Here is an 18,569-nt window from a genome sequence, read left to right as displayed (position 1 = left end):
CTATCAGTCATTTACCCGAAACACAGGAGCACTCCCATGCCACGCCTGCTGCCGTTCGTGTTCGCCCTGTCGTTGCCGCTGCTGGCCAGCGCGGCTGACACGACCAGCTACACGCTGACCTTGAAGGATCACCGCTACCAGCCCAGCGAGCTGCGCATCCCGGCGGATACCCGGGTCAGGCTCGAACTGGTCAACCAGGACGCCTCGCCGGAGGAGTTCGAGAGCGATGACTTCCCGGCCGAGAAGATCGTGATGCCGAACAGCCGCACCAGCTTGTTGATCGGCCCGTTCAAGCCGGGGCACTACCGCTTCTATGGCGATTTCCACCAGCCCACCGCGCAGGGCACGTTGGTGGTGGAGTAGCGCCATGGGAGCCGTAGCCCTGCTGGTATTTCGCGAAGTGCTGGAGGCGGCGCTGATCGTCAGCGTGGTGGCGGCTGCCACCCGTGGCGTGCCCCGGCGCGGCTGGTTTATTGGCGGCGGGATCGCGCTGGGAGGCTTCGGTGCGGTGCTGGTGGCCTTGTCGGCCGACCTGCTGGCCGCGGCGTTCAGCGGCGTCGGGCAGGAACTGTTCAATGCCGGCGTGCTGCTGGCGGCGGTGCTGATGATCGGCTGGCACGTGCTGTGGATGTCCAGCCACGGCCGCGAGCTGAGCCGGCAGATGCAGTTGCTGGGCAATGCGGTGCACAGCGGCGCCAGTTCGCTGGGGCTGCTGTTGGCGGTGGTGGCACTGGCGGTGCTGCGCGAGGGCTCGGAGGTGGTGCTGTTCCTGTACGGCATGCGCGCCGGCGGTGCCGAGCACCTGTGGGCCGGCCTGGCGATCGGCGTGGTCGCCGGTGCGGCGCTGGGCTTCGCGCTGTACGCGGGCCTGCTGCGCATCCCGCTGCGGCACTTCTTCGGCGTGACCAACGCCATGCTGGTGCTGCTGGCCGCGGGCCTCGCCTCGACGGCCGCGCGTTACCTGATCCAGGCCGACTTGCTGCCGGCCTGGGGCAACCAGCTGTGGGACAGCTCGTGGCTGCTCGGCAACGGCTCGGTGCCGGGCCAGACCGCGCATATCCTGGTCGGTTACGATGCGCAGCCGGCCGGCATGCAGCTGGTGTTCTACGCCTTGACCCTGCTCGCGTTGTGGATGGGCGCGCGTTTCGTCAAGCGCCAGCCGCCGACGCGGCCCCTGGATGGCCGGCCCGCCGTGCACCCGGCCTGCTGACGACGGGTTGGCGGCCCGGGTCATCCCGCTTCGGCGCTGCGCTGGCGCTGCTTCCGCAGGTCGGCCGTCCAGGCCAGCATGGCCAACGCGGCGATGATCTCGCCGAAGGACACCAGTTCACCGCCCCGCCCGGCGTTCAGTACGCCGTGCAGCACGGGAATGGCCAGCAGGCTCATCAGCCGCACGTGGCCCGAGCGAAGCAGCGCGTGCCGACTCGCGTGGCGGTACCAGTAGCGACGCACGGCCAACCAGAAGGCCGGCGCGATCAGGACGAGACCGAACCCGTCCAGCCCTTCTGCGCCAAGGACCACGCCGCCCGCGCACAGCGCCGGCACCAGGTACGCGCGCACGGAGCGGCGCGCGGTCATGCATTCGGGCCGGAGATACCAGGAAACGAGCAGCGACCAGGCCATCCACAGGGCCCACAGCGCGCTGGGGATCATCAGCATGCCGATCGCGATCAGCATCGTTTGAAACGACATGCGGCCGCTGAACCACTGGCTCAGCAGTGGCGCCAGCAGCATGCCGAGCAGCAGCATCGCCGCGCTGCGTGCGCCGCCGAGGATCAGTCGCGGGCGAGTGACCCGATCGCGTTCGGCCGCCGCGCGCCAGAAGGCAAGCTGGCGACGGTTGATGGCGGCGGGAAGATCCTCCGGATGGTTGTCGCTCACGCCGTCGACGAAGTCGGCGATGAGTCCGGCATTGGCGCTGTTCATGCCGACGAACAGCACCCGCGGCCAGCGGAACGGACGCATCAGCAGCCGCACGATCCAGTGCGCCCGCCGGCGCTGCGAGGAGCTGCGGATGGCCAGGCGCGCGGCCAGGACCTCCCGGTCGGCGACTTCCAGTTGCCAGGCCAGTCGTGTGCGCCGCTCCAGTTGCAGCAGGGCCAGCGGATCGTGCCCGGCCAGGGCGTGGTCGAGGTCGAAGAAACGCAGCAGGGTTGCCAGGCAGTCGGCCGGCATCGGCGGGACCTGCCGGTAGAGCTTTTCCATCAGGGCATGGCCGGTGTGGGCCTTGCGCTGCAGCGACCACAGCTCCGGCCGGCCGGCCAGCCATGCCTGCAGCGCCGGCGCGTCGCCGGCCGCGGCGAGTTCGAACGCGGCGGTGCAGAAGGCGTCGGGGTTGACATGCGGAAGCGTCGGTGGCTCCGGCGCGGCGGGCAGGGGCTCCGACCGTGTCGGCACGAGAACCGATCGGTCCATCGGCGGGTTGAAAGACGCTGCCAGTTCGCCGGTCATGCATGCCCGGCAGTGCTGCAGTGCCGCCTGGTAGGCGGCATGCAGGCGCTGGAACCCCTGCGGGTCGTCCTCCGGGCGGGTGGCCCGCAAGCGCTGCGCATAGGCACGCTTGATCGCGCGCTCGTCGGCATCCGCCGCCAGCCCGAGCAGCTCGAACGGCGACATCAGGCGGACTCCAGCGTGTCCAGCGCGCGGGCGAACTCGCGGCGATGCTCGCGGATGAGGGCGTCGTCCTGGCTTTCCAGCGCGGCGCGGAAACGCGCGATCCACTCCTGCAGCTGGTCCCGTGCAAGCAGGTGTTCCTCGTACAGGCGCTCGGCGCGCGCCAGCACGGCGAGGTTTTCCTGCTTGCTGCGGGGATGGATCTTGATGTCATTCAGCGCGGCCAGACGCTCGCGGATCTGCTGCGCATCGAGCAGGCCGGGGTTCTGTTCCAGCAGCAGTTCGTAGCGGCGGTCGTCGGCATGCACGCGCGCCTCGACCTGCAGCACGCCGTTGATGTCGTAGGTGAAACGTACGGTCACCGCGTTCTGCGCGATCGGCAGCGCGGGGTCGATGTCTACCGTCAATGCGCCCAGCTTGATGTTCTTTTCCACCAGCGGGCTTTCGCCTTGGTAGACGTCCAGTTGGAGTTGCCTCTGGCGTTCGTGGATCGGCCAGAAGGTTTCCTCGCGACTGACCGGTACGCTGTTGTTGCGCTGGATGATCGGCTCGAAGAATCCCGTCACCACGCGCCCCCGTTCGTCCCGTCGCGCCACCTCGGTACCGAGCGAGTAGGGGCAGACGTCGGTGAGGATGACCTCCTCCAGCTGCTGGTCGCGCGATTTCAGCCCGGCGGCGATGCAGGCGCCCAGTGCGATCGCCCGATCCGGATTCACGTGGCGCAGCGGCAGCCGGCCGAACATGCGCGATACCGTCCTGGCGACCAGCGGCATGCGGCTGGCGCCGCCGACCAGCACGATTTCGTCCAGCTGTTCCGGCTTCAGGCGGGCGTCGCGCATCGCCCGTTCCAGTGGCGCGCGCATGCGCTGCACCAGCGGGTCGGCAAGCCGGGCGAAGCGGTCCTCGTCGATCTGCCATGCCAGCTGCCGGTCACCCAGCGAGAGCTCGACCTGTGCCTGGCCACGGCTGCCAAGATCGCGCTTGGCCGCTTCCAGCCGGCGACGCAACTGGCCACGCTGGCTTGCGTCCAGCGCGCTGTCGGCGAGCTTCAGGTCGGCGCGGCAGGCCTGTTCGAGCAGGTCGAGGAAGTCCTCGCCGCCGAGGAAGTTGTCACCGGCGCTGGCGTGCACTTCCACCACGCCCTCGAACATCTCCAGCACCGAGACGTCGAAGGTGCCGCCGCCCAGGTCGAAGACGAGGAAGCGGGCGCCATCGGCTTTCTCGCGCAGGCCATAGGCCAGCGCGGCAGCCGTGGGCTCGTTGATCAGTCGCTCGACGCGGATGCCGGCCAGTTCGCCCGCCGCGCGGGTCGCCTTGCGCTGGGCGTCCGAGAAGTATGCCGGCACGCTGATCACCGCTTCGTCGATCCTTTCCCCGAGCGCCGCCTCGGCATCGGCGATCAGCGAGCGCAGGATCAGGGCGGAAAGCTCTTCCGGACGGAAGCTGTGCGCGCCAAGCCGTGTTTCGCGCGGGCTGCCCATCCAGCGCTTGAAATTTGCCACGCTGGCCTGCGGATGGCTGACCATGCGGTCGCGCGCGGGCTGGCCGACGACGACCTGGCCGGACGCGTCCATGCTCACCACCGAGGGCGTCAGGAACTCCCCCAGTGCATTCGCAAACAGCCGTGGCCCCGTCGCGTCGTGGCAGCCGATCAACGAATGCGTGGTCCCCAGATCGATGCCGACGATCATCCCTGACTTCCCCCGTGAAGTCGTCTCGCGTGGAGCGAAAGCTTACATGCGGAACACGCCGTAGTGCTGCGGCTCGATCGGCGCGTTGAGCGAGGCGGAGATCGCCAGGCCGAGCACGCGGCGGGTATCGACCGGGTCGATGACGCCGTCGTCCCACAGCCGCGCACTGGCGTAGTAGGGGTGGCCCTGGCGTTCGTACTGCTCGCGCAGCGGCACCTTGAACGCTTCCTCCTCGGCGGCCGACCACGCGCCGCCCCTGGCCTCGATGCCGTCGCGCTTCACGGTGGCGAGCACCGACGCGGCCTGCTCGCCGCCCATCACCGAGATGCGCGCGTTCGGCCACATCCACAGGAAGCGCGCGCCGTAGGCGCGACCGCACATGGCGTAGTTGCCGGCGCCGAAGCTGCCGCCGATCACCACGGTGAATTTCGGCACGTGCGAGCAGGCCACCGCGGTGACCATCTTGGCGCCGTCCTTCGCGATGCCGGCCTGCTCGTATTTCTTGCCGACCATGAAGCCGGTGATGTTCTGCAAAAACACCAGCGGCACGTTGCGCTGGTTGCACAGCTCGATGAAGTGCGCGCCCTTGAGCGCGCTCTCGGCAAACAGGATGCCGTTGTTGGCGACGATGCCCACCGGGTAGCCGTGGATGTGCGCGAAGCCGCACACCAGGGTCTTGCCGTAGCGCGCCTTGAACTCGTGGAACTCCGAGCCGTCGACGATGCGCGCGATCACCTCGCGGATGTCGAACGGGCGGCGGGTGTCCTGCGGGATCACCCCGTACAGCTCCTCGGCCGCATACTTCGGCTCGACCGGCGCGCGCAGCGCCAGCGGCATCGCCTTGGTGCGGTTCAGATGGCCCACGATGTCGCGCGCGATCGCCAGCGCGTGTGCGTCGTTCTCGGCAAAGTGGTCGGCCACGCCGGAGATCGACGTGTGCACGTCCGCGCCGCCCAGCGTCTCGGCGTCGACCACCTCGCCGGTGGCGGCCTTTACCAGCGGCGGGCCGCCGAGGAAGATGGTGCCCTGCTCGCGCACGATGATCGTCTCGTCGCTCATCGCCGGCACGTAGGCGCCGCCGGCCGTGCAGCTGCCCATCACCACCGCGATCTGCGGGATGTTGAGCGAGGACATTCGCGCCTGGTTGTAGAAGATCCGCCCGAAGTGCTCCTTGTCCGGGAACACCTCGTCCTGCAGCGGCAGGAACGCGCCGCCGGAGTCAACCAGGTAGACGCAAGGGAGGTTGTTCTCCAGCGCCACTTCCTGCGCGCGCAGGTGTTTCTTCACGGTGATCGGGAAGTAGGTGCCGCCCTTGACGGTAGCGTCGTTGGCGACCACCACCACCTCGACGCCGTTGACCCGGCCGATGCCGGTGATCAGGCCGGCGGCGGGCGCGGCATCGTCGTACATGCCGTGCGCGGCCAGTGGCGACAGTTCCAGGAACGGCGAGCCGGGGTCGAGCAGGGCGCGGATGCGCTCGCGCGGCAGCAGCTTGCCGCGTGCCACGTGCTTTTCGCGTGCCTTGGCGCCGCCACCCTCGGCGCTGCGCACCAGTTCGCGCTGCAGATCGTCCACCACGGCGCGCAGCTGGCGGCTGCTGGCCTGGAATTCGGCGGAACGCGGATCAACCTGCGATGCAATGACGCTCATGGATGCGGACTCACGGATAGGCTGCCATCAAGGCCAAACCACGGATGATAGCGGGCGTCGGCCGGCGGCCAAAATCAGTGGCGGAGCGGCGAACCATGGACGAAAAAAAACGGCCGCGCGAGGCGGCCGTTTTTTCAGGAAACCAGCAAGGGATCAATGACCCTTCACGGCGTCCTTGGCCTTGTCAGCCGCGTCCTTGGCCGCACCTGCGGCGTCCTTGGCAGCGTCGGCAGCCTTGGCGGCAGCGTCGACTGCGGCGGCGGCCGGAGCGGTGGTGGCGGCGGCCGGGGTCGCAGCGGTGGTGGCCGGAGCCGCAGCCGGAGCGGCAGCGGTGGTGGCCGGAGCCGCAGCCGGAGCCTCAGTCGGAGCCGCTGCAGCAGCCTTCTGCGCGGTGTCGGCCGCCTGCTGGGCGGTGTCCGCCGACTTCTGGGCGTCTTGCGCGGAATCCTGCGCGCCGTTGCTGCATGCCGCCAACAGCGCGACGAGCGCGGCGGCGAGTAGGGTACGCGTAAACTTCATGGTGGATCTCCTTTGCCGTGGAATGCCGTTTGGCCGTGTATTAATAGCGCTTTCGCGGTAATTGCGCCACATCTTTGTCGTGGCGCTTCAGGGCGTATTAAAAACAGATTTATCCAGCCGTCATCTGGATATCACGCGCTGGTCATGGATCGGCGTCAGTCGATGCATTCCACCGCAATCGCGGTCGCCTCGCCGCCGCCGATGCACAGGGAGGCGACCCCGCGCTTGAGCCCGCGCACCTTCAGCGCGTTCAGCAGGGTCACCACCAGGCGCGCGCCGCTGGCGCCGATCGGATGGCCCAGGGCGCAGGCGCCGCCGTTGACGTTGAGCTTGGCGTGCTGGATGCCGAGTTCCTTCATCGGGGTCATCGCCACCACCGCGAACGCCTCGTTGATTTCGAACAGGTCGACCTCGTCGACCTTCCAGCCGGCCTTGTCCAGTACCTTCTGGATCGCACCGACCGGCGCGGTGGTGAACCACTCCGGTTCCTGCGAGTGGGTGGCGTGCGCCACGATGCGCGCCAGCGGTTTCAGGCCGCGCTTGTTCGCGTCGTCGGCCGACAGCAGCACCACGGCGGCCGCGCCGTCGGAGATGCTGGAGGAGCTGGCGGCAGTGATCGTGCCGTTCTCCTTGCGGAAGGCGGGCTTCAGCGAGGGAATCTTGGCCACGTCGGAGCGCCCGGGCTGCTCGTCGGTGTCGACCACCACGTCGCCCTTGCGGCCGCTCACCGTCACCGGCACGATCTCGCCGGCGAACGCGCCATTCTGCTGCGCGGCCTTGGCCCGGTTGACCGACTCGATCGCGAACGCGTCCTGCGCTTCGCGGGTGAAGTGGTACTTGTCGGCGCACAGCTCGCCGAACACGCCCATCGCCTTGCCGTCGTACGGGTTGGTCAGGCCGTCCCAGGCCATGTGGTCGACCAGCTGGCCGTCGCCGTAGCGGATGCCGGTGCGCGCCTGCACCATGTGCGGCGCATTGGTCATCGACTCCATGCCGCCGGCCACCACGATGGCCGCCGAGCCGGCCTTGATCAGGTCGTGGCCCAGCATGATCGCCTTCATGCCTGAGCCGCACACCTTGTTGATGGTGGTGCAGCCGGTGCCGGCCGGCAGATCGGCGCCCAGCGAGGCCTGGCGTGCCGGCGCCTGGCCGAGGTTGGCCGGCAGCACGCACCCCATGATCACCTCGCCGACGTCGGCCGGGGCAACGCCCGACTGCTCCAGCGCGGCGCGAATCGCGGTGGCGCCGAGCTTCGGGGTGGGCACGCCGGTGAACTGGCCGAGGAAGGAGCCGATGGCGGTGCGCTTGGCACCGACGATGACGACGCTGACATCCGACATGGGTAACTCCGCTTGCGAGACGTGAGGGGCGCGAACGCCTGACAGACAACCGGGCAATTATCGCAGCCCGCCGCAAAACTCGGCAAACGGCCGCAAATCCTTGCGTCGTGAGGATTTGCGCGCGTTTCATTGGATTTTCGTTGTGCCAAGATGCGCGGCGGGGAAGCATCGCGGCGTATCCGTCGCGCCGGCGATGCATGGGGTCTGACGGTATCGACAGGGGAATTGATGAATATGCTCGACTCGGGCTTGCGGCGTCGCGAAATGGCCTGGCTGGTGGCCATGGCACTGGGATTGAGTGCCTGCGGTGGAGGCGGCAACGTCAAGCCGACGTCACCGCCGACGGTACCGAGTTCGCCGCCGCCAGGCACGCCGACCGGCCAGCCGCCACTGGATGCCCAGTTGTCACTCACCAACGCCTACGCCGCGCACAGCCTGGGCTACACCGGCGCGGGCGTGACCATCGGCGTGGTCGACAGCGGCATCATGCGCAACCACCCGGCACTGGTCGGGCGAGTCAAGCAGGAGTTGCTCTACGTCGACCCGACTGCCAACAACACGGCGATCGACGACGTGGTCGGCCACGGTACCTGGGTCTCGCAGATCGCCGCCGGCGGGGCGTTCGACAAGTTTCCCGGCGGCATCGCACCCGCTGCCAGCCTGGTTTCGGCACGTATCATCAGCGACGTGGCGCCGAAGGACGATGGCTCGGGTCAGGGCAACGCGGTCACCGCCGCGGATGCGGCCTTCTTCGCGCAGACCCTGAACCCGGACCTGATCACCGCCGGCGTGCAGGTGATGAACAACTCCTGGGGCGGCATCTACTGGGACACCACCAAGGCCTCGATCAACCAGGCCTTCGCGCAGGCCTACGAGCCGTTCGTGCTGCAGCATGGCGGGCTGGTGGTGTTCGCGGCCGGCAACGACTCCCGCAGCGACCCCAGCGACATCGCCAGCCTGCCCAGCCTGGCGCCGCAACTGGGGCCGGGCTGGCTGGTCGCGGTGGCGGTCGACAGCAATCACCCGACCCAGCTGGCGAGTTACTCGAACGCCTGCGGCAGGGCGATGAACTATTGCCTCGCCGCACCGGGCGATGTGATCGTCAGCGACAAGGGCGCGGTCGCCGGCGTCAGCCCGAGCTACTGGGTGGTCAGCGGCACCTCGTTCGCGGCGCCGGAGGTTTCCGGCGCGGCCGCACTGGTGTGGCAGGCCTTCCCGTACTTCAGCAACGACCTGGTGCGGCAGACCCTGCTCGGCACCGCCGATGATCTCGGTGCCACCGGTCCGGATCCCGTGTTCGGCTACGGCGAATTGAACGTGGGCCGCGCGGTGAATGGGCCGATGAAGTTCGACTGGGGCGATGTCACGGTGAACTTCAGCGGCACCTCCAACTGGAGCAATCCGATCAATGGTGCAGGCGGCCTGATCAAGCAGGGTAGCGGCACGCTCAATCTCATCCAGCCGGCGAGCTATACCGGCCTGACCCAGGTGCAGGGCGGCACCTTGAACGCCAAGTCACTGGCCGGGAGCGTCAGCATCGGGGCGGCCGGCACGCTGGCCGGCGCACAGACCATTCTCGGCGATGTCACGAATGCCGGCGTATTCGGAATCAGCGGCATTGCCGTCGGCAGCGACGTCGTCGTGGGCGGTAACTACGTGCAGCAGGGCAATGGCCGACTGGCGGTATCGCTGGGTTCGTCGCTGCGAATCATCGGCACGGCCAGCCTCGCCGGCGGCGACCTCTACGTGATCGGCACCAATCCGGGTTACGTCGTCAATTCGCATACCAATGTGCTCAGTGCTAGCGGCGGATTGAGCGGCACGTTCAGCGCCTTGAACAAGGCGAGCAACGTCGTCCTGCTCGATGCCACGCTCAACTACGACGCCAGCAGCGCATGGCTCGACGTGACCCAGGTACAGGCTACGGCGGTGCAGGGCATGACGTACACCGCCGCTTCGTATGGCGCTGCGCAGCGGGTGGACGGCGCGTTCGGGCTGATCAATGCCCAGCTCGGCTCCGGTACGGCTGCCACGGGTGCCACGCCGGTGGCGACGGCGTTTGTCGCGGGTGCTGCCAGCCTACAGCAGTCGGCCTCATTGGCTACGGCGCAGCATTCGCTGGAAAGCCTTTCCGGCCAGTTGCATGCGGCCAGTGCGGCGATGACCTTCGAGGCGATCGACGCCGGCACGCGGGCGCTGTCCGACCGTTTCGACAGCCTGCTCGATGCACCGCAGGCCGGGGCCTGGACGCAGGGTCTTGGCTATCACGGCGGCATGTCGCGTGGCGGCTACGAGCACGTCGGCTACGACCTCAGCGGCGCACTGGTCGGGCAGGATCTGCGCGTCGGCGGCAACGGCGTCGCCGGTTATGCACTGAGCCAGAGCCAGGGGCTGGGACGACTGGCCGAGAGTGCGGATCAAGGGCGCAGCCACGCCCTGGAGGGCATGCTGTATGGCGGCATGATCCGCGGCTCGTGGTACACGATGGGACGCTTCGGCATCGGCAACTATCGCGAGACCATGCGTCGCCAATTGCAATTGGGCAACCAGTTCGCCGGGGTCGCCAGCGACGTCCATGGCCGCTACGGCGTGGCCTATGGTGAAAGCGGCTACCGCTTCGCCCTGGGCCGCACGCAGCTCACCCCGTACATGAACCTGCAGTACGCGCAGATCCGGCGCGATGGTTTCAACGAGCTGGGTGCATACGGCTTTGGCCTGAAATCGGCGGCGCAGAGCACGGCGCGCTGGCAGGCCGGCGCGGGTCTGCGTGCCACCCGCGAATGGGCGCTGGCCGGAGGCGGGAGCCTTGCCTTGCAGGGGCGCATGCTGTGGCAGCAGTCGTTCGGTATGCGCGGCGAGGTATTCGATGCCAGCTTCAGCGGAATCAACCAGTTCGCCCCGGTGGGGGGTATCGGCCTGTCGCGTTACGGCGGCATGCTCGGCACCACGCTGGACTGGAAGATGACACCGCACGCCAGCCTGCAACTGGGTTACGACCGCTACTTCGGCGATCGCCAGCAGGCGCAGATGGGTACGGTGAATTTCAGCTGGGCGTTCTGAGCGCATCGGTGCACACAGAAGAAAGGCCCGCATGGTGCGGGCCTTTCCTCTTCCGATTGCGGCGGAATCATGCCTTGCCGTGGAACAGCTCGCGGCCGATCAGCATGCGGCGGAATTCGGTTCGGTGTGCCGGCGCCGATGCCTTTGTCGGCGCATGTTCCTCACGCCTTGCCGTGGAACAGCTCGCGGCCGATCAGCATGCGGCGGAATTCGGTTCGGTGTGCCGGCGCCGATGCCTTTGTCGGCGCATGTTCCTCACGCCTTGCCGTGGAACAGCTCGCGGCCGATCAGCATGCGGCGGAATTCGGTTCGGTGTGCCGGCGCCGATGCCTTTGTCGGCGCATGTTCCTCACGCCTTGCCGTGGAACAGCTCGCGGCCGATCAGTATGCGGCGGAATTCGGTTCGGTGTGCCGGTGCCGATGCCTTTGTCGGCGCATGTTTCTCATGCCTTGCCGTGGAACAGCTCGCGGCCGATCAGCATGCGGCGGATCTCGTTGGTGCCGGCGCCGATCTCGTACAGCTTGGCGTCGCGCAGCAGCCGGCCGGCGGGAAATTCGTTGATGTAGCCGTTGCCGCCGAGCGACTGGATCGCCTCCAGCGCCACCTGCACCGCGTTGACCGAGGCGTTGAGCAGGCAGGCGGCCGGGTCGATGCGCGACTTCACCCCGGCATCGAACTGCTGCGCCACCATGTAGGCGAAGCCGCGCGAGCTCTGCAGCGCGGTGTACATGTCGGCGACCTTGGCCTGCATGATCTCGAACGTGCCGATCGGCGCGTTGAACTGCTTGCGCTCGCGCACGTAGGGCAGGGTGATGTCGAGCGCCGCCTGCATCAGGCCGATCGGGCCGCCGGACAGCACCAGCCGTTCGGTGTCCAGCCCGCTCATCAGCACGCGCACGCCCTCGTTTACCTCGCCGACGACGTTTTCGGCGGGGATCTCGCAGTTGTCGAACACCAGCTCGCAGGTGTTGGAGCCGCGCATGCCGAGCTTGTCCAGCTTCTGCGCGGTGCTGAAGCCCTTCATGCCCTTCTCGACGATGAAGGCGGTCATGCAGCGGCTGCCGGCCGGCCGCGGCGCGGTGCGCATGTAGACCAGCAGCACGTCGGCGTCGGGGCCGTTGGTAATCCACATCTTGTTGCCGTTGGCGACCCACACGTCGCCACGCAGCTCGGCCTTGCAGCTCATCGAGCCGACCACGTCGGAGCCGGCGCCGGGCTCGCTCATCGCCAGCGCGCCGACGTGCTCGCCGCTGCACAGTTTCGGCAGGTACCTGCGACGCTGCGCCTCGTTGCCGTTGTGGAAGATGTTGTTGAGGCACAGGTTGGAATGCGCGCCGTAGGACAGGCCGACTGAGCCGGACGCGCGCGAGATTTCCTCCATCGCCACCATGTGCGCGAGGAAGCCCATGCCGCTGCCGCCGTAGGTCTCGGGGATAGTCACCCCGAGCAGGCCCATCTCGCCGAACTTGCGCCACAGGTCGGCGGGAAACAGGTTGTCGCGGTCGATGCGGTCGGCACGCGGGGCGATTTCCTTTTCCGCAAAGGCATGCACGGACTCGCGCAGCAGGTCGATGTCTTCTCCGAGCGGAAACGGACGCATGGCGAACTCCTTGGATGCAGACCGGCGATTTTAGCGCACACGGCAACACCTGGCCCGTGTGTAGGAGCGCACTCTGTCCACAAGGGACTTTCTTCGGTCGTGCACGATGCTTTTCCGCCACGTGACGAAAAGCATCGCGCACTTCGGTGCGCTCCTACAGTTGGGATTCGATCGGCAGCCAGCTGATCAGGCGGGTGATCGTGCGCAGCCACCAGCCGGCCTCGGGCTCGTGCTCGAGCACGAGCGGCGGTTGCACGCTGCGGTCCAGCCACTGCGGCGAGCCGTCCGCGCCACGGCGCAGCTGGTAGCTCAGCTCCGGCATGGCCAGCCGCAGGTATTCCTGGCGCAGGTCGCGGGCCAGGCTGGCGTCGTCGAACAGCACGCCCATCTCGGTGTTGAGGTTGGCCGAGCGTGGGTCGAGGTTGAACGAGCCGACGAAGCCGCGCGCGCCGTCGATCACGAACGCCTTGGTGTGCAGGCTGGCGCCGCTGCCGAACAGGCCGTGGGTGGCGACCGGGCCGCGGCGGCGGATCTCGAACAGGCCCACGCCGCCATCCAGCAACTGCCGGCGATAACGCTCGTAGCCGCTGTGCACGGCGGGCACGTCGTTGGCGGCCAGCGAGTTGGTGACCACGCCGACGCGGGTGCCGCCGCGTGCCAGCCCAAGCAGGGTCGCCGTGCCTTGCTTGCCGGGAACGAAGTAGGGCGAGATCAGCAGCACCTCGCTGTGCACGCCGTCCAGGTGGGCGGCCAGCCGCGGCTGCAGCCAGCCGCTGCGGTCGGCGGCCTTCGTCTTCAGCGGCGGATCGGACGCCACCGTGATGCTCGCGCTCCAGTGTGGCGACAGTTCGCGGTTGGCCAGGCGTTGCGCCGAGGGCGACGCAGCGACCCGGTCCAGGTAGACCTGCGCGGCGGCATCGGCGCACTCGTGGGCGAGCGCGGCCACCAGCCTGTGCAGGTTCTCCGGCGTCTGCGGGTTCAGCGCCTCGATCGGCACGGCGGCGCTGGAGTTCCAGAAGTCGTCGAAGATCGCGCTGGCGTCGGCCACTGCCGGACCGAGCAGCAGCATGTCGAGGTCGCGGAAATTCACGCTGCGATTGGCGTCAAAGTACTCGTCGCCGATGTTGCGGCCGCCGACCAGCGCGATCCGGCCGTCGGCGATCCACGCCTTGTTGTGCATGCGGTGGTTGACGCTGAAGAAGCGCTGCACCATCTCCAGCAAACGCCACACGCCGCGGCGGTTGCGGAACGGGTTGTACAGGCGCACCTCGATGTTCGGGTGCGCATCCAGCGCCAGCAGCGCCGGATCCAGTCCCTTGGTGTTGATGTCGTCCAGCAGCAGGCGCACGCGCACGCCGCGCTCGGCCGCGGCGTAGACCTCGCGCGCCAGCAGGTGGCCGACCAGGTCGTCGTGCCACATGTAGTACTGCAGGTCGAGGCTGCGCCCGGCCAGGCGCGCGGAGGCGGCGCGCGCGGCGAACGCGTCCAGGCCGTCGGGCAGCAGGGTCGCCGCGGTCTCGCCCGGGTGCGCGGCCAGGTACGGGGCCAGCTCGCGGTCGATCGGGGTCTGTGCCGGCTCCGGCGGCAGTGCAGTGCTCGGTGTGCCGGTGGCGCGCGGGGTCAGGCGGTCGGCCAGCAGCAGCCCGCTGGTCACCAGCAACACCAGTGCGAACAATCCCCAGCCCAGCCAGATCATCATCCTGCGCACCCTCGGTCCCCTTGCCTGCGATTATTCGATCAACCGCCCCGCATAAGCAAAGGCCTGCCGCGGGTGGCGGCAGGCCCTGGTTGAAACCGGGGGGCAGGCCGAAGGCCGGCTTGCCCGTATCGGTGCGGCTTACTGTCCGCGCATGCGGCCCTGGAAACGGGTGCCGCCGTTGCCCATGTGCGACAGCTTCAGCTTGCCGATCGCGCTGATGCGCTCCTCGGCCAGGCGGTCGGCCGCCTTGTAGGTCGGGATGTTCTCGGTCTTGGAGATCTCGAAGATGCGGCCCAGGTTGTAGTAGATCGTGCGCATCATGCGCATCGCGCGCTCGCGGTTGTAGCCGTCGATCTCCAGCGACACGTTCATCACGCCGCCGGCGTTCACCGCGTAGTCCGGCGCGTACAGCACGCCGCGGCGGTTCAGCTCGTCACCGATCGCGTCGGTGGCTAGCTGGTTGTTGGCCGGGCCGCAGATGATCTTGGCCTTGATGCGGTCGATGGTCTGCTCGTTCAGCGTGCCGCCGAGCGCGCACGGCGAGTACACGTCGGCGTCGACGTCGTAGATCTCGTCCAGGCCCACCGCCTCGCAGCCCAGCTCGTCCACGCAGCGCTGCACCGCTTCCTTGTTGATGTCGGTGACGAACACCTTGGCGCCCTGTTCGCGCAAGAGCTTGATGAACTCGCCGCCGACGTGGCCGGCGCCCTGCACGGCGTAGCTGTACTTGCCCACGTCCTCGTTGCCGTGCTTGAACTGCAGCGCGGCCATCAGGCCCTGCAGCGAGCCGTAGGCGGTGAACGGCGACGGGTCGCCCGAGCCGCCGTGCACCTGGTGCACGCCGGTGACGTACTCGGTCTCGCGGAACACGTATTCCATGTCGTTGACGTCGATGCCGACGTCCTCGGCGGTGATGTAGCGGCCGTTGAGCGAGTTGACGAAGCGGCCGAACGCGCGGAACAGCGCCTCGGACTTGTCCTTGCTCGGATCGCCGATGATCACCGCCTTGCCGCCGCCCAGGTTCAGGCCGGCCACGGCGTTCTTGAAGGTCATGCCGCGCGACAGGCGCAGCACGTCGTTCACCGCCTCCTGCTCGGTCTTGTACGGCCACATGCGCAGACCGCCGAGCGCGGGGCCCAGCACCGTGTTGTGGATCGCGATGATGGCCTTCAGGCCGGCGTCCTTGTTGTGGCAGAAGACGACTTCTTCGTGACCCGTGTTGGCGATGGTTTCAAAGATCATTGGAACGGTGACTCCATGATTTACGGTGCCGGTGGGCATCGACAGAGGGTGGCGGAAGAGACCGCGGGAATCCGCCGGAGGGTGATGAAAACGCCGGAAACTCATCGCCCCGACCGGAGCCGGGGCGATGAATCAAAGCGACAAGTTTAGTACGTCGTCCCCGAGGGTGGTGACGCGACGCAACAAGTCACGGACGTATGGAGCGCTCAGCGACCCCAGTAACCGGGCCGGAAACGCCACTGCTGGCCGTGGCGTACCCAGTGCGCCGGGCGGTAGTGGCGGCCCGGATGCAGCCGGAGCCAGCCGCCGTCGACCCACACGTGGCGATGGGCGTGCGGGCTCCAGCGCCAGTAGCCCGGTGCCCAGACGTAACCGCGGCGTGGCGGCGGCAGCCGTTCGAAACGCGGCGGCGGCGGGGCCACGCTGATGCTGATGCCGACCGCCATCTGGGTGCGCGCGGCAGCGGGCGGCGCATACAGGGCGCCGGCGAACGTCAGGCCGAGTCCAGTCAGCAGGGCCAGCTTGAGTGCTTGGGTCAGGGTGTTCTCCGTCAGCGCCGCAAGGCGCGGCAGGCAGGACGGAAAACGAGGAGCGGCGCGCGCAGTTGACGGGGTGTCGTCCCCCGTTCAGTCGGCGATGGCGGCCAGGCCCGTCTACAGCCGGCAGTTCGGCGCGTGGCCGCTGGCGCGCGCCTGCTGGTACACCGGCAGCAGTTGCTGCGCCTGCCGGTCCAGTGCCTGCGCGCGGTTGCCGGAAGACGGGTGGGTGGACAGGAACGCCGGCGGCTTGCTGCCGCCCTGCGCGCCCATCTTGTCCCACAGCGTCACCGCCGCGCGCGGGTCGAAACCAGCCTGCGCCATATAGCGCTGGCCCAGCGTGTCGGCCTCGCTTTCCTGGGTGCGCGAGAACGGCAGCAGGATGCCCACCTGCGCGCCCACGCCGAGCAGCGCCGCGACGTTGCCGGTGTCGCTGCCGCGCGTGCCGGCGTAGATGCTGCCGGCGGCCACCGCCGCCTGCGCCGCCATGTTGTCGGACACGCGCTCCGCACCGTGCCGCGAGACCACGTGCGACAGCTCGTGGCCCAGCACCACCGCCAGCTGGTCCTGGTCGGTGGCGAGCTTGAACATGCCCCGGTTCACGCCGATCTGGCCGCCGGGCAGGGCGAACGCGTTGGCCGTGTCGTCGCCGATGATCTGCACCTCCCACTGCTGGGCGTTCCACGGCGGCGGCAGCACCGCGATCAGCGCGTGCGACACGCAGGTGGCGTAGGCGCGTTCGCGCGGCGCGTCGACGAACTTGCCCTGCTTGCGCATGTCGTTGAACGCGCTCAGGCCCATCTGGCTCATCTGGCTGTCCGACACCATCATCAGCTGAGAGCGGCCGGTCGGCGAGGTGACGCAGGCGGCCAGCAGGGCGGTGGCGAGCGGGATGCTCAGGTTGCGGATTTTCATGCGGGATCCTCCTTGGCTTGCAGCGGCAAAGCATACCTACAAGGTCTGCCGAGGCCGCGTGACTGTCGCTTGATATAGAACGAACGATCGTGCTATTTATGCAGCCATGACGATCGCAACCCACCCCGGCAAGCGCGCGGCCACCCGCGACACCATCCTCGACCACGCCTACGCGCTGGCCTGCAACGGCGGGCTGGAAGGCCTGTCGATCGGCGGCTTGGCGGTGGACGTGGGCATGTCCAAGAGCGGCGTGTTCGCCCACTTCGGTTCACGCGAAGACCTGCAGCTGGCCGTGCTCGACACCGGCCGCCAGCGCTTCGTGACCCGGGTGCTGCTGCCGGCGCTGCAGCAGCCGCGCGGCCTGCCGCGGCTGCGCGCGATCGTGGCGAACTGGTTCGAGTGGGGCCGCGAGCACCAGAGCGGCTGCGTGCTGCTGTCCGCCGTCAGCGAATACGACGGCCGCGACGGCGCGCTGCACGACGGCGTGGTGCGGCAGCAGGCCGGCTGGCGCGACGAACTGCAGAAGGCGATCGCGCAGGCGGTCGAACTGGGCCACCTGCGCAGCGACACCGACGTCGCCCAGCTCGCCTTCGAGATCTACGCCCTGATGCTCGGCCTGCACCACGACGCCGGGCTGTTCGGGTTCGATGAAGCCGGCTGCCTTACGCGAGCGGCCTTCGAGCGCCTGTGGCGCAGCTGGCAAACCTGAGGCGAGACCCATGTCCACCGTCATCGACCGACTCAAGCTCACTACCGTGCGCACCGGCTTCGTGCTGGGCGGCCGGATCGCACCGCAGCGCACGGTGAACCGTGCCGCGCGCCTGTTCGCCACTCCGTTCGCCAGCAGCCGCCGCCGCGCGCAGGCGGCGCAGGGCGACGCGGACATGCAGCGCAGCGAACTGCAGGTCGGCGGCGAAACCATCGCCACCTACGTCTGGGGCGACCCGTCGACCCAGCCCTACGCGCTGCTGGCGCACGGCTGGTCCAGCTTCGGCCTGCGCTTCCTGCCGTGGGTGGCACAGCTGCGCGCGCAGGGCCTGGCCGTGGTCACCTTCGACCAGCCCGGCCACGGCCACAGCAGCGGCCAGCTGTGCACGCTGCCGGAATTCATCGCCACGATCCGCGCAATCGGCGCGCACTACGGCAACGCCGCGCTGGCGGTCGGCCACTCGCTCGGCGGTGCCGCGGTCACCCTCGCGCAGGACGAGGCGTGGCGTGCCGAGCAGCTGATCCTGGTGGCGCCGGCCGCCGACATGAAGGCGGCGACGCGGCGCTTCTTCCGCTTCGTGCACCTGGCCGGCCATCTGCGCCAGCCGTTCTACGCATGGCTGCACCGGCGCACCGGTGTGCACATCGACGAGCTGCGGGTGGAACGCAAGCTGCCCTCGCTGGGCCAGCCCGCGCTGATCGTGCATGACCTGGACGACGCGGACGTGCCGTGGGGCGAGGGCGAACGCTACGCCCAGCACTGGCCCGGCGCGCGGCTGCACACCACGCAGGGACTGGGCCACCGCCGCGTGCTCGATGCCCCCGAAGTGATCGGGGCGGCGCTGGCTTTCATGCGCGGCGAACAGGTAGGCACGCGTGTGGTCGGCAGTCCTGACCTCGCGCTCCGCATGTAGGTTTCCCTTCTCCCCCGGAATTTCAGGGGAAATAACGCCGTCATCCCGGCGAAGGCCGGGATCGCACTTCTGGCCTTCGCC

General features: G+C 68.5%; 15 protein-coding genes. 5 read left to right on the top strand and 10 right to left on the bottom strand.

Annotated elements, in window-relative coordinates:
• The first annotated feature begins 36 nt into the window (after positions 1-36).
• A complete protein-coding gene (locus R2APBS1_RS12505; RefSeq protein WP_007511935.1) occupies positions 37-363 on the top strand; it encodes a cupredoxin domain-containing protein in 327 nt (108 codons plus the stop codon).
• 4 nt (positions 364-367) lie between these two features.
• The gene (locus tag R2APBS1_RS12500) at positions 368-1,210 is read left to right on the top strand and encodes an FTR1 family iron permease (protein WP_015448189.1); all 843 of its coding nucleotides are present in this window, start codon (positions 368-370) and stop codon (positions 1,208-1,210) included.
• A gap of 20 nt (positions 1,211-1,230) precedes the next feature.
• Here the strand turns inward: R2APBS1_RS12500 and R2APBS1_RS12495 are convergent, their stop codons facing one another.
• The 5 genes from R2APBS1_RS12495 to R2APBS1_RS12475 form a co-directional block, all read right to left on the bottom strand.
• On the bottom strand, positions 1,231-2,451 hold the full coding sequence (locus R2APBS1_RS12495) for a J domain-containing protein (RefSeq protein ID WP_231378361.1): 1,221 nt from the start codon (positions 2,449-2,451) through the stop codon (positions 1,231-1,233).
• A 164-nt stretch (positions 2,452-2,615) separates the two neighbouring features.
• On the bottom strand, positions 2,616-4,304 hold the full coding sequence (locus tag R2APBS1_RS12490; RefSeq protein ID WP_015448187.1) for a molecular chaperone HscC: 1,689 nt from the start codon (positions 4,302-4,304) through the stop codon (positions 2,616-2,618).
• Between the two features lie 42 nt (positions 4,305-4,346).
• Positions 4,347-5,954 (bottom strand): carboxyl transferase domain-containing protein, encoded by a 1,608-nt coding sequence (locus tag R2APBS1_RS12485; protein WP_007511926.1) that lies wholly within the window; start codon positions 5,952-5,954, stop codon positions 4,347-4,349.
• Positions 5,955-6,107: 153 nt separating this feature from the next.
• A complete protein-coding gene (locus R2APBS1_RS12480) occupies positions 6,108-6,473 on the bottom strand; it encodes a hypothetical protein (RefSeq protein ID WP_007511924.1) in 366 nt (121 codons plus the stop codon).
• Between the two features lie 155 nt (positions 6,474-6,628).
• Complete coding sequence (locus R2APBS1_RS12475; RefSeq protein WP_015448186.1) at positions 6,629-7,813, bottom strand: acetyl-CoA C-acyltransferase; 1,185 nt, start codon at positions 7,811-7,813, stop codon at positions 6,629-6,631.
• Between the two features lie 228 nt (positions 7,814-8,041).
• Here R2APBS1_RS12475 and R2APBS1_RS12470 point away from each other — a divergent pair, with 228 nt between their 5' ends.
• Positions 8,042-10,873, top strand: a complete 2,832-nt coding sequence (locus tag R2APBS1_RS12470) for a S8 family serine peptidase (protein ID WP_015448185.1) — start codon at positions 8,042-8,044, stop codon at positions 10,871-10,873.
• 443 nt (positions 10,874-11,316) lie between these two features.
• Here the strand turns inward: R2APBS1_RS12470 and R2APBS1_RS12465 are convergent, their stop codons facing one another.
• From R2APBS1_RS12465 to R2APBS1_RS12445, 5 genes are all read right to left on the bottom strand, one after another.
• Positions 11,317-12,474 (bottom strand): isovaleryl-CoA dehydrogenase, encoded by a 1,158-nt coding sequence (locus R2APBS1_RS12465; RefSeq protein WP_015448184.1) that lies wholly within the window; start codon positions 12,472-12,474, stop codon positions 11,317-11,319.
• 154 nt (positions 12,475-12,628) lie between these two features.
• Positions 12,629-14,173: a phospholipase D family protein gene (locus tag R2APBS1_RS12460; protein WP_015448183.1), complete on the bottom strand. Its 1,545-nt coding sequence runs from the start codon at positions 14,171-14,173 to the stop codon at positions 12,629-12,631.
• Positions 14,174-14,311: 138 nt separating this feature from the next.
• A complete protein-coding gene (locus tag R2APBS1_RS12455; RefSeq protein WP_007511915.1) occupies positions 14,312-15,415 on the bottom strand; it encodes a Glu/Leu/Phe/Val dehydrogenase dimerization domain-containing protein in 1,104 nt (367 codons plus the stop codon).
• A 206-nt stretch (positions 15,416-15,621) separates the two neighbouring features.
• Entirely contained in the window at positions 15,622-15,861 is a 240-nt protein-coding gene (locus R2APBS1_RS12450; protein WP_015448182.1) for a YXWGXW repeat-containing protein, read from the bottom strand.
• Positions 15,862-16,068: 207 nt separating this feature from the next.
• On the bottom strand, positions 16,069-16,866 hold the full coding sequence (locus R2APBS1_RS12445) for a M48 family metallopeptidase (RefSeq protein WP_015448181.1): 798 nt from the start codon (positions 16,864-16,866) through the stop codon (positions 16,069-16,071).
• A gap of 106 nt (positions 16,867-16,972) precedes the next feature.
• Between R2APBS1_RS12445 and R2APBS1_RS12440 the strand changes: the two genes are divergently transcribed.
• Both R2APBS1_RS12440 and R2APBS1_RS12435 read left to right on the top strand, forming a co-directional pair.
• Positions 16,973-17,575, top strand: coding sequence for a TetR/AcrR family transcriptional regulator (locus tag R2APBS1_RS12440; RefSeq protein WP_007511907.1), 603 nt, complete (start codon positions 16,973-16,975; stop codon positions 17,573-17,575).
• A gap of 10 nt (positions 17,576-17,585) precedes the next feature.
• A complete protein-coding gene (locus R2APBS1_RS12435) occupies positions 17,586-18,488 on the top strand; it encodes an alpha/beta hydrolase (protein WP_007511905.1) in 903 nt (300 codons plus the stop codon).
• The last annotated feature ends 81 nt before the right edge of the window (positions 18,489-18,569 follow it).

The organism is Rhodanobacter denitrificans (genome assembly GCF_000230695.2).
In the GTDB taxonomy this organism is placed as follows: domain Bacteria; phylum Pseudomonadota; class Gammaproteobacteria; order Xanthomonadales; family Rhodanobacteraceae; genus Rhodanobacter; species Rhodanobacter denitrificans.
Note: the sequence above shows the minus strand (reverse complement) of the source record. Positions and strands in the feature narration are given on the sequence as shown.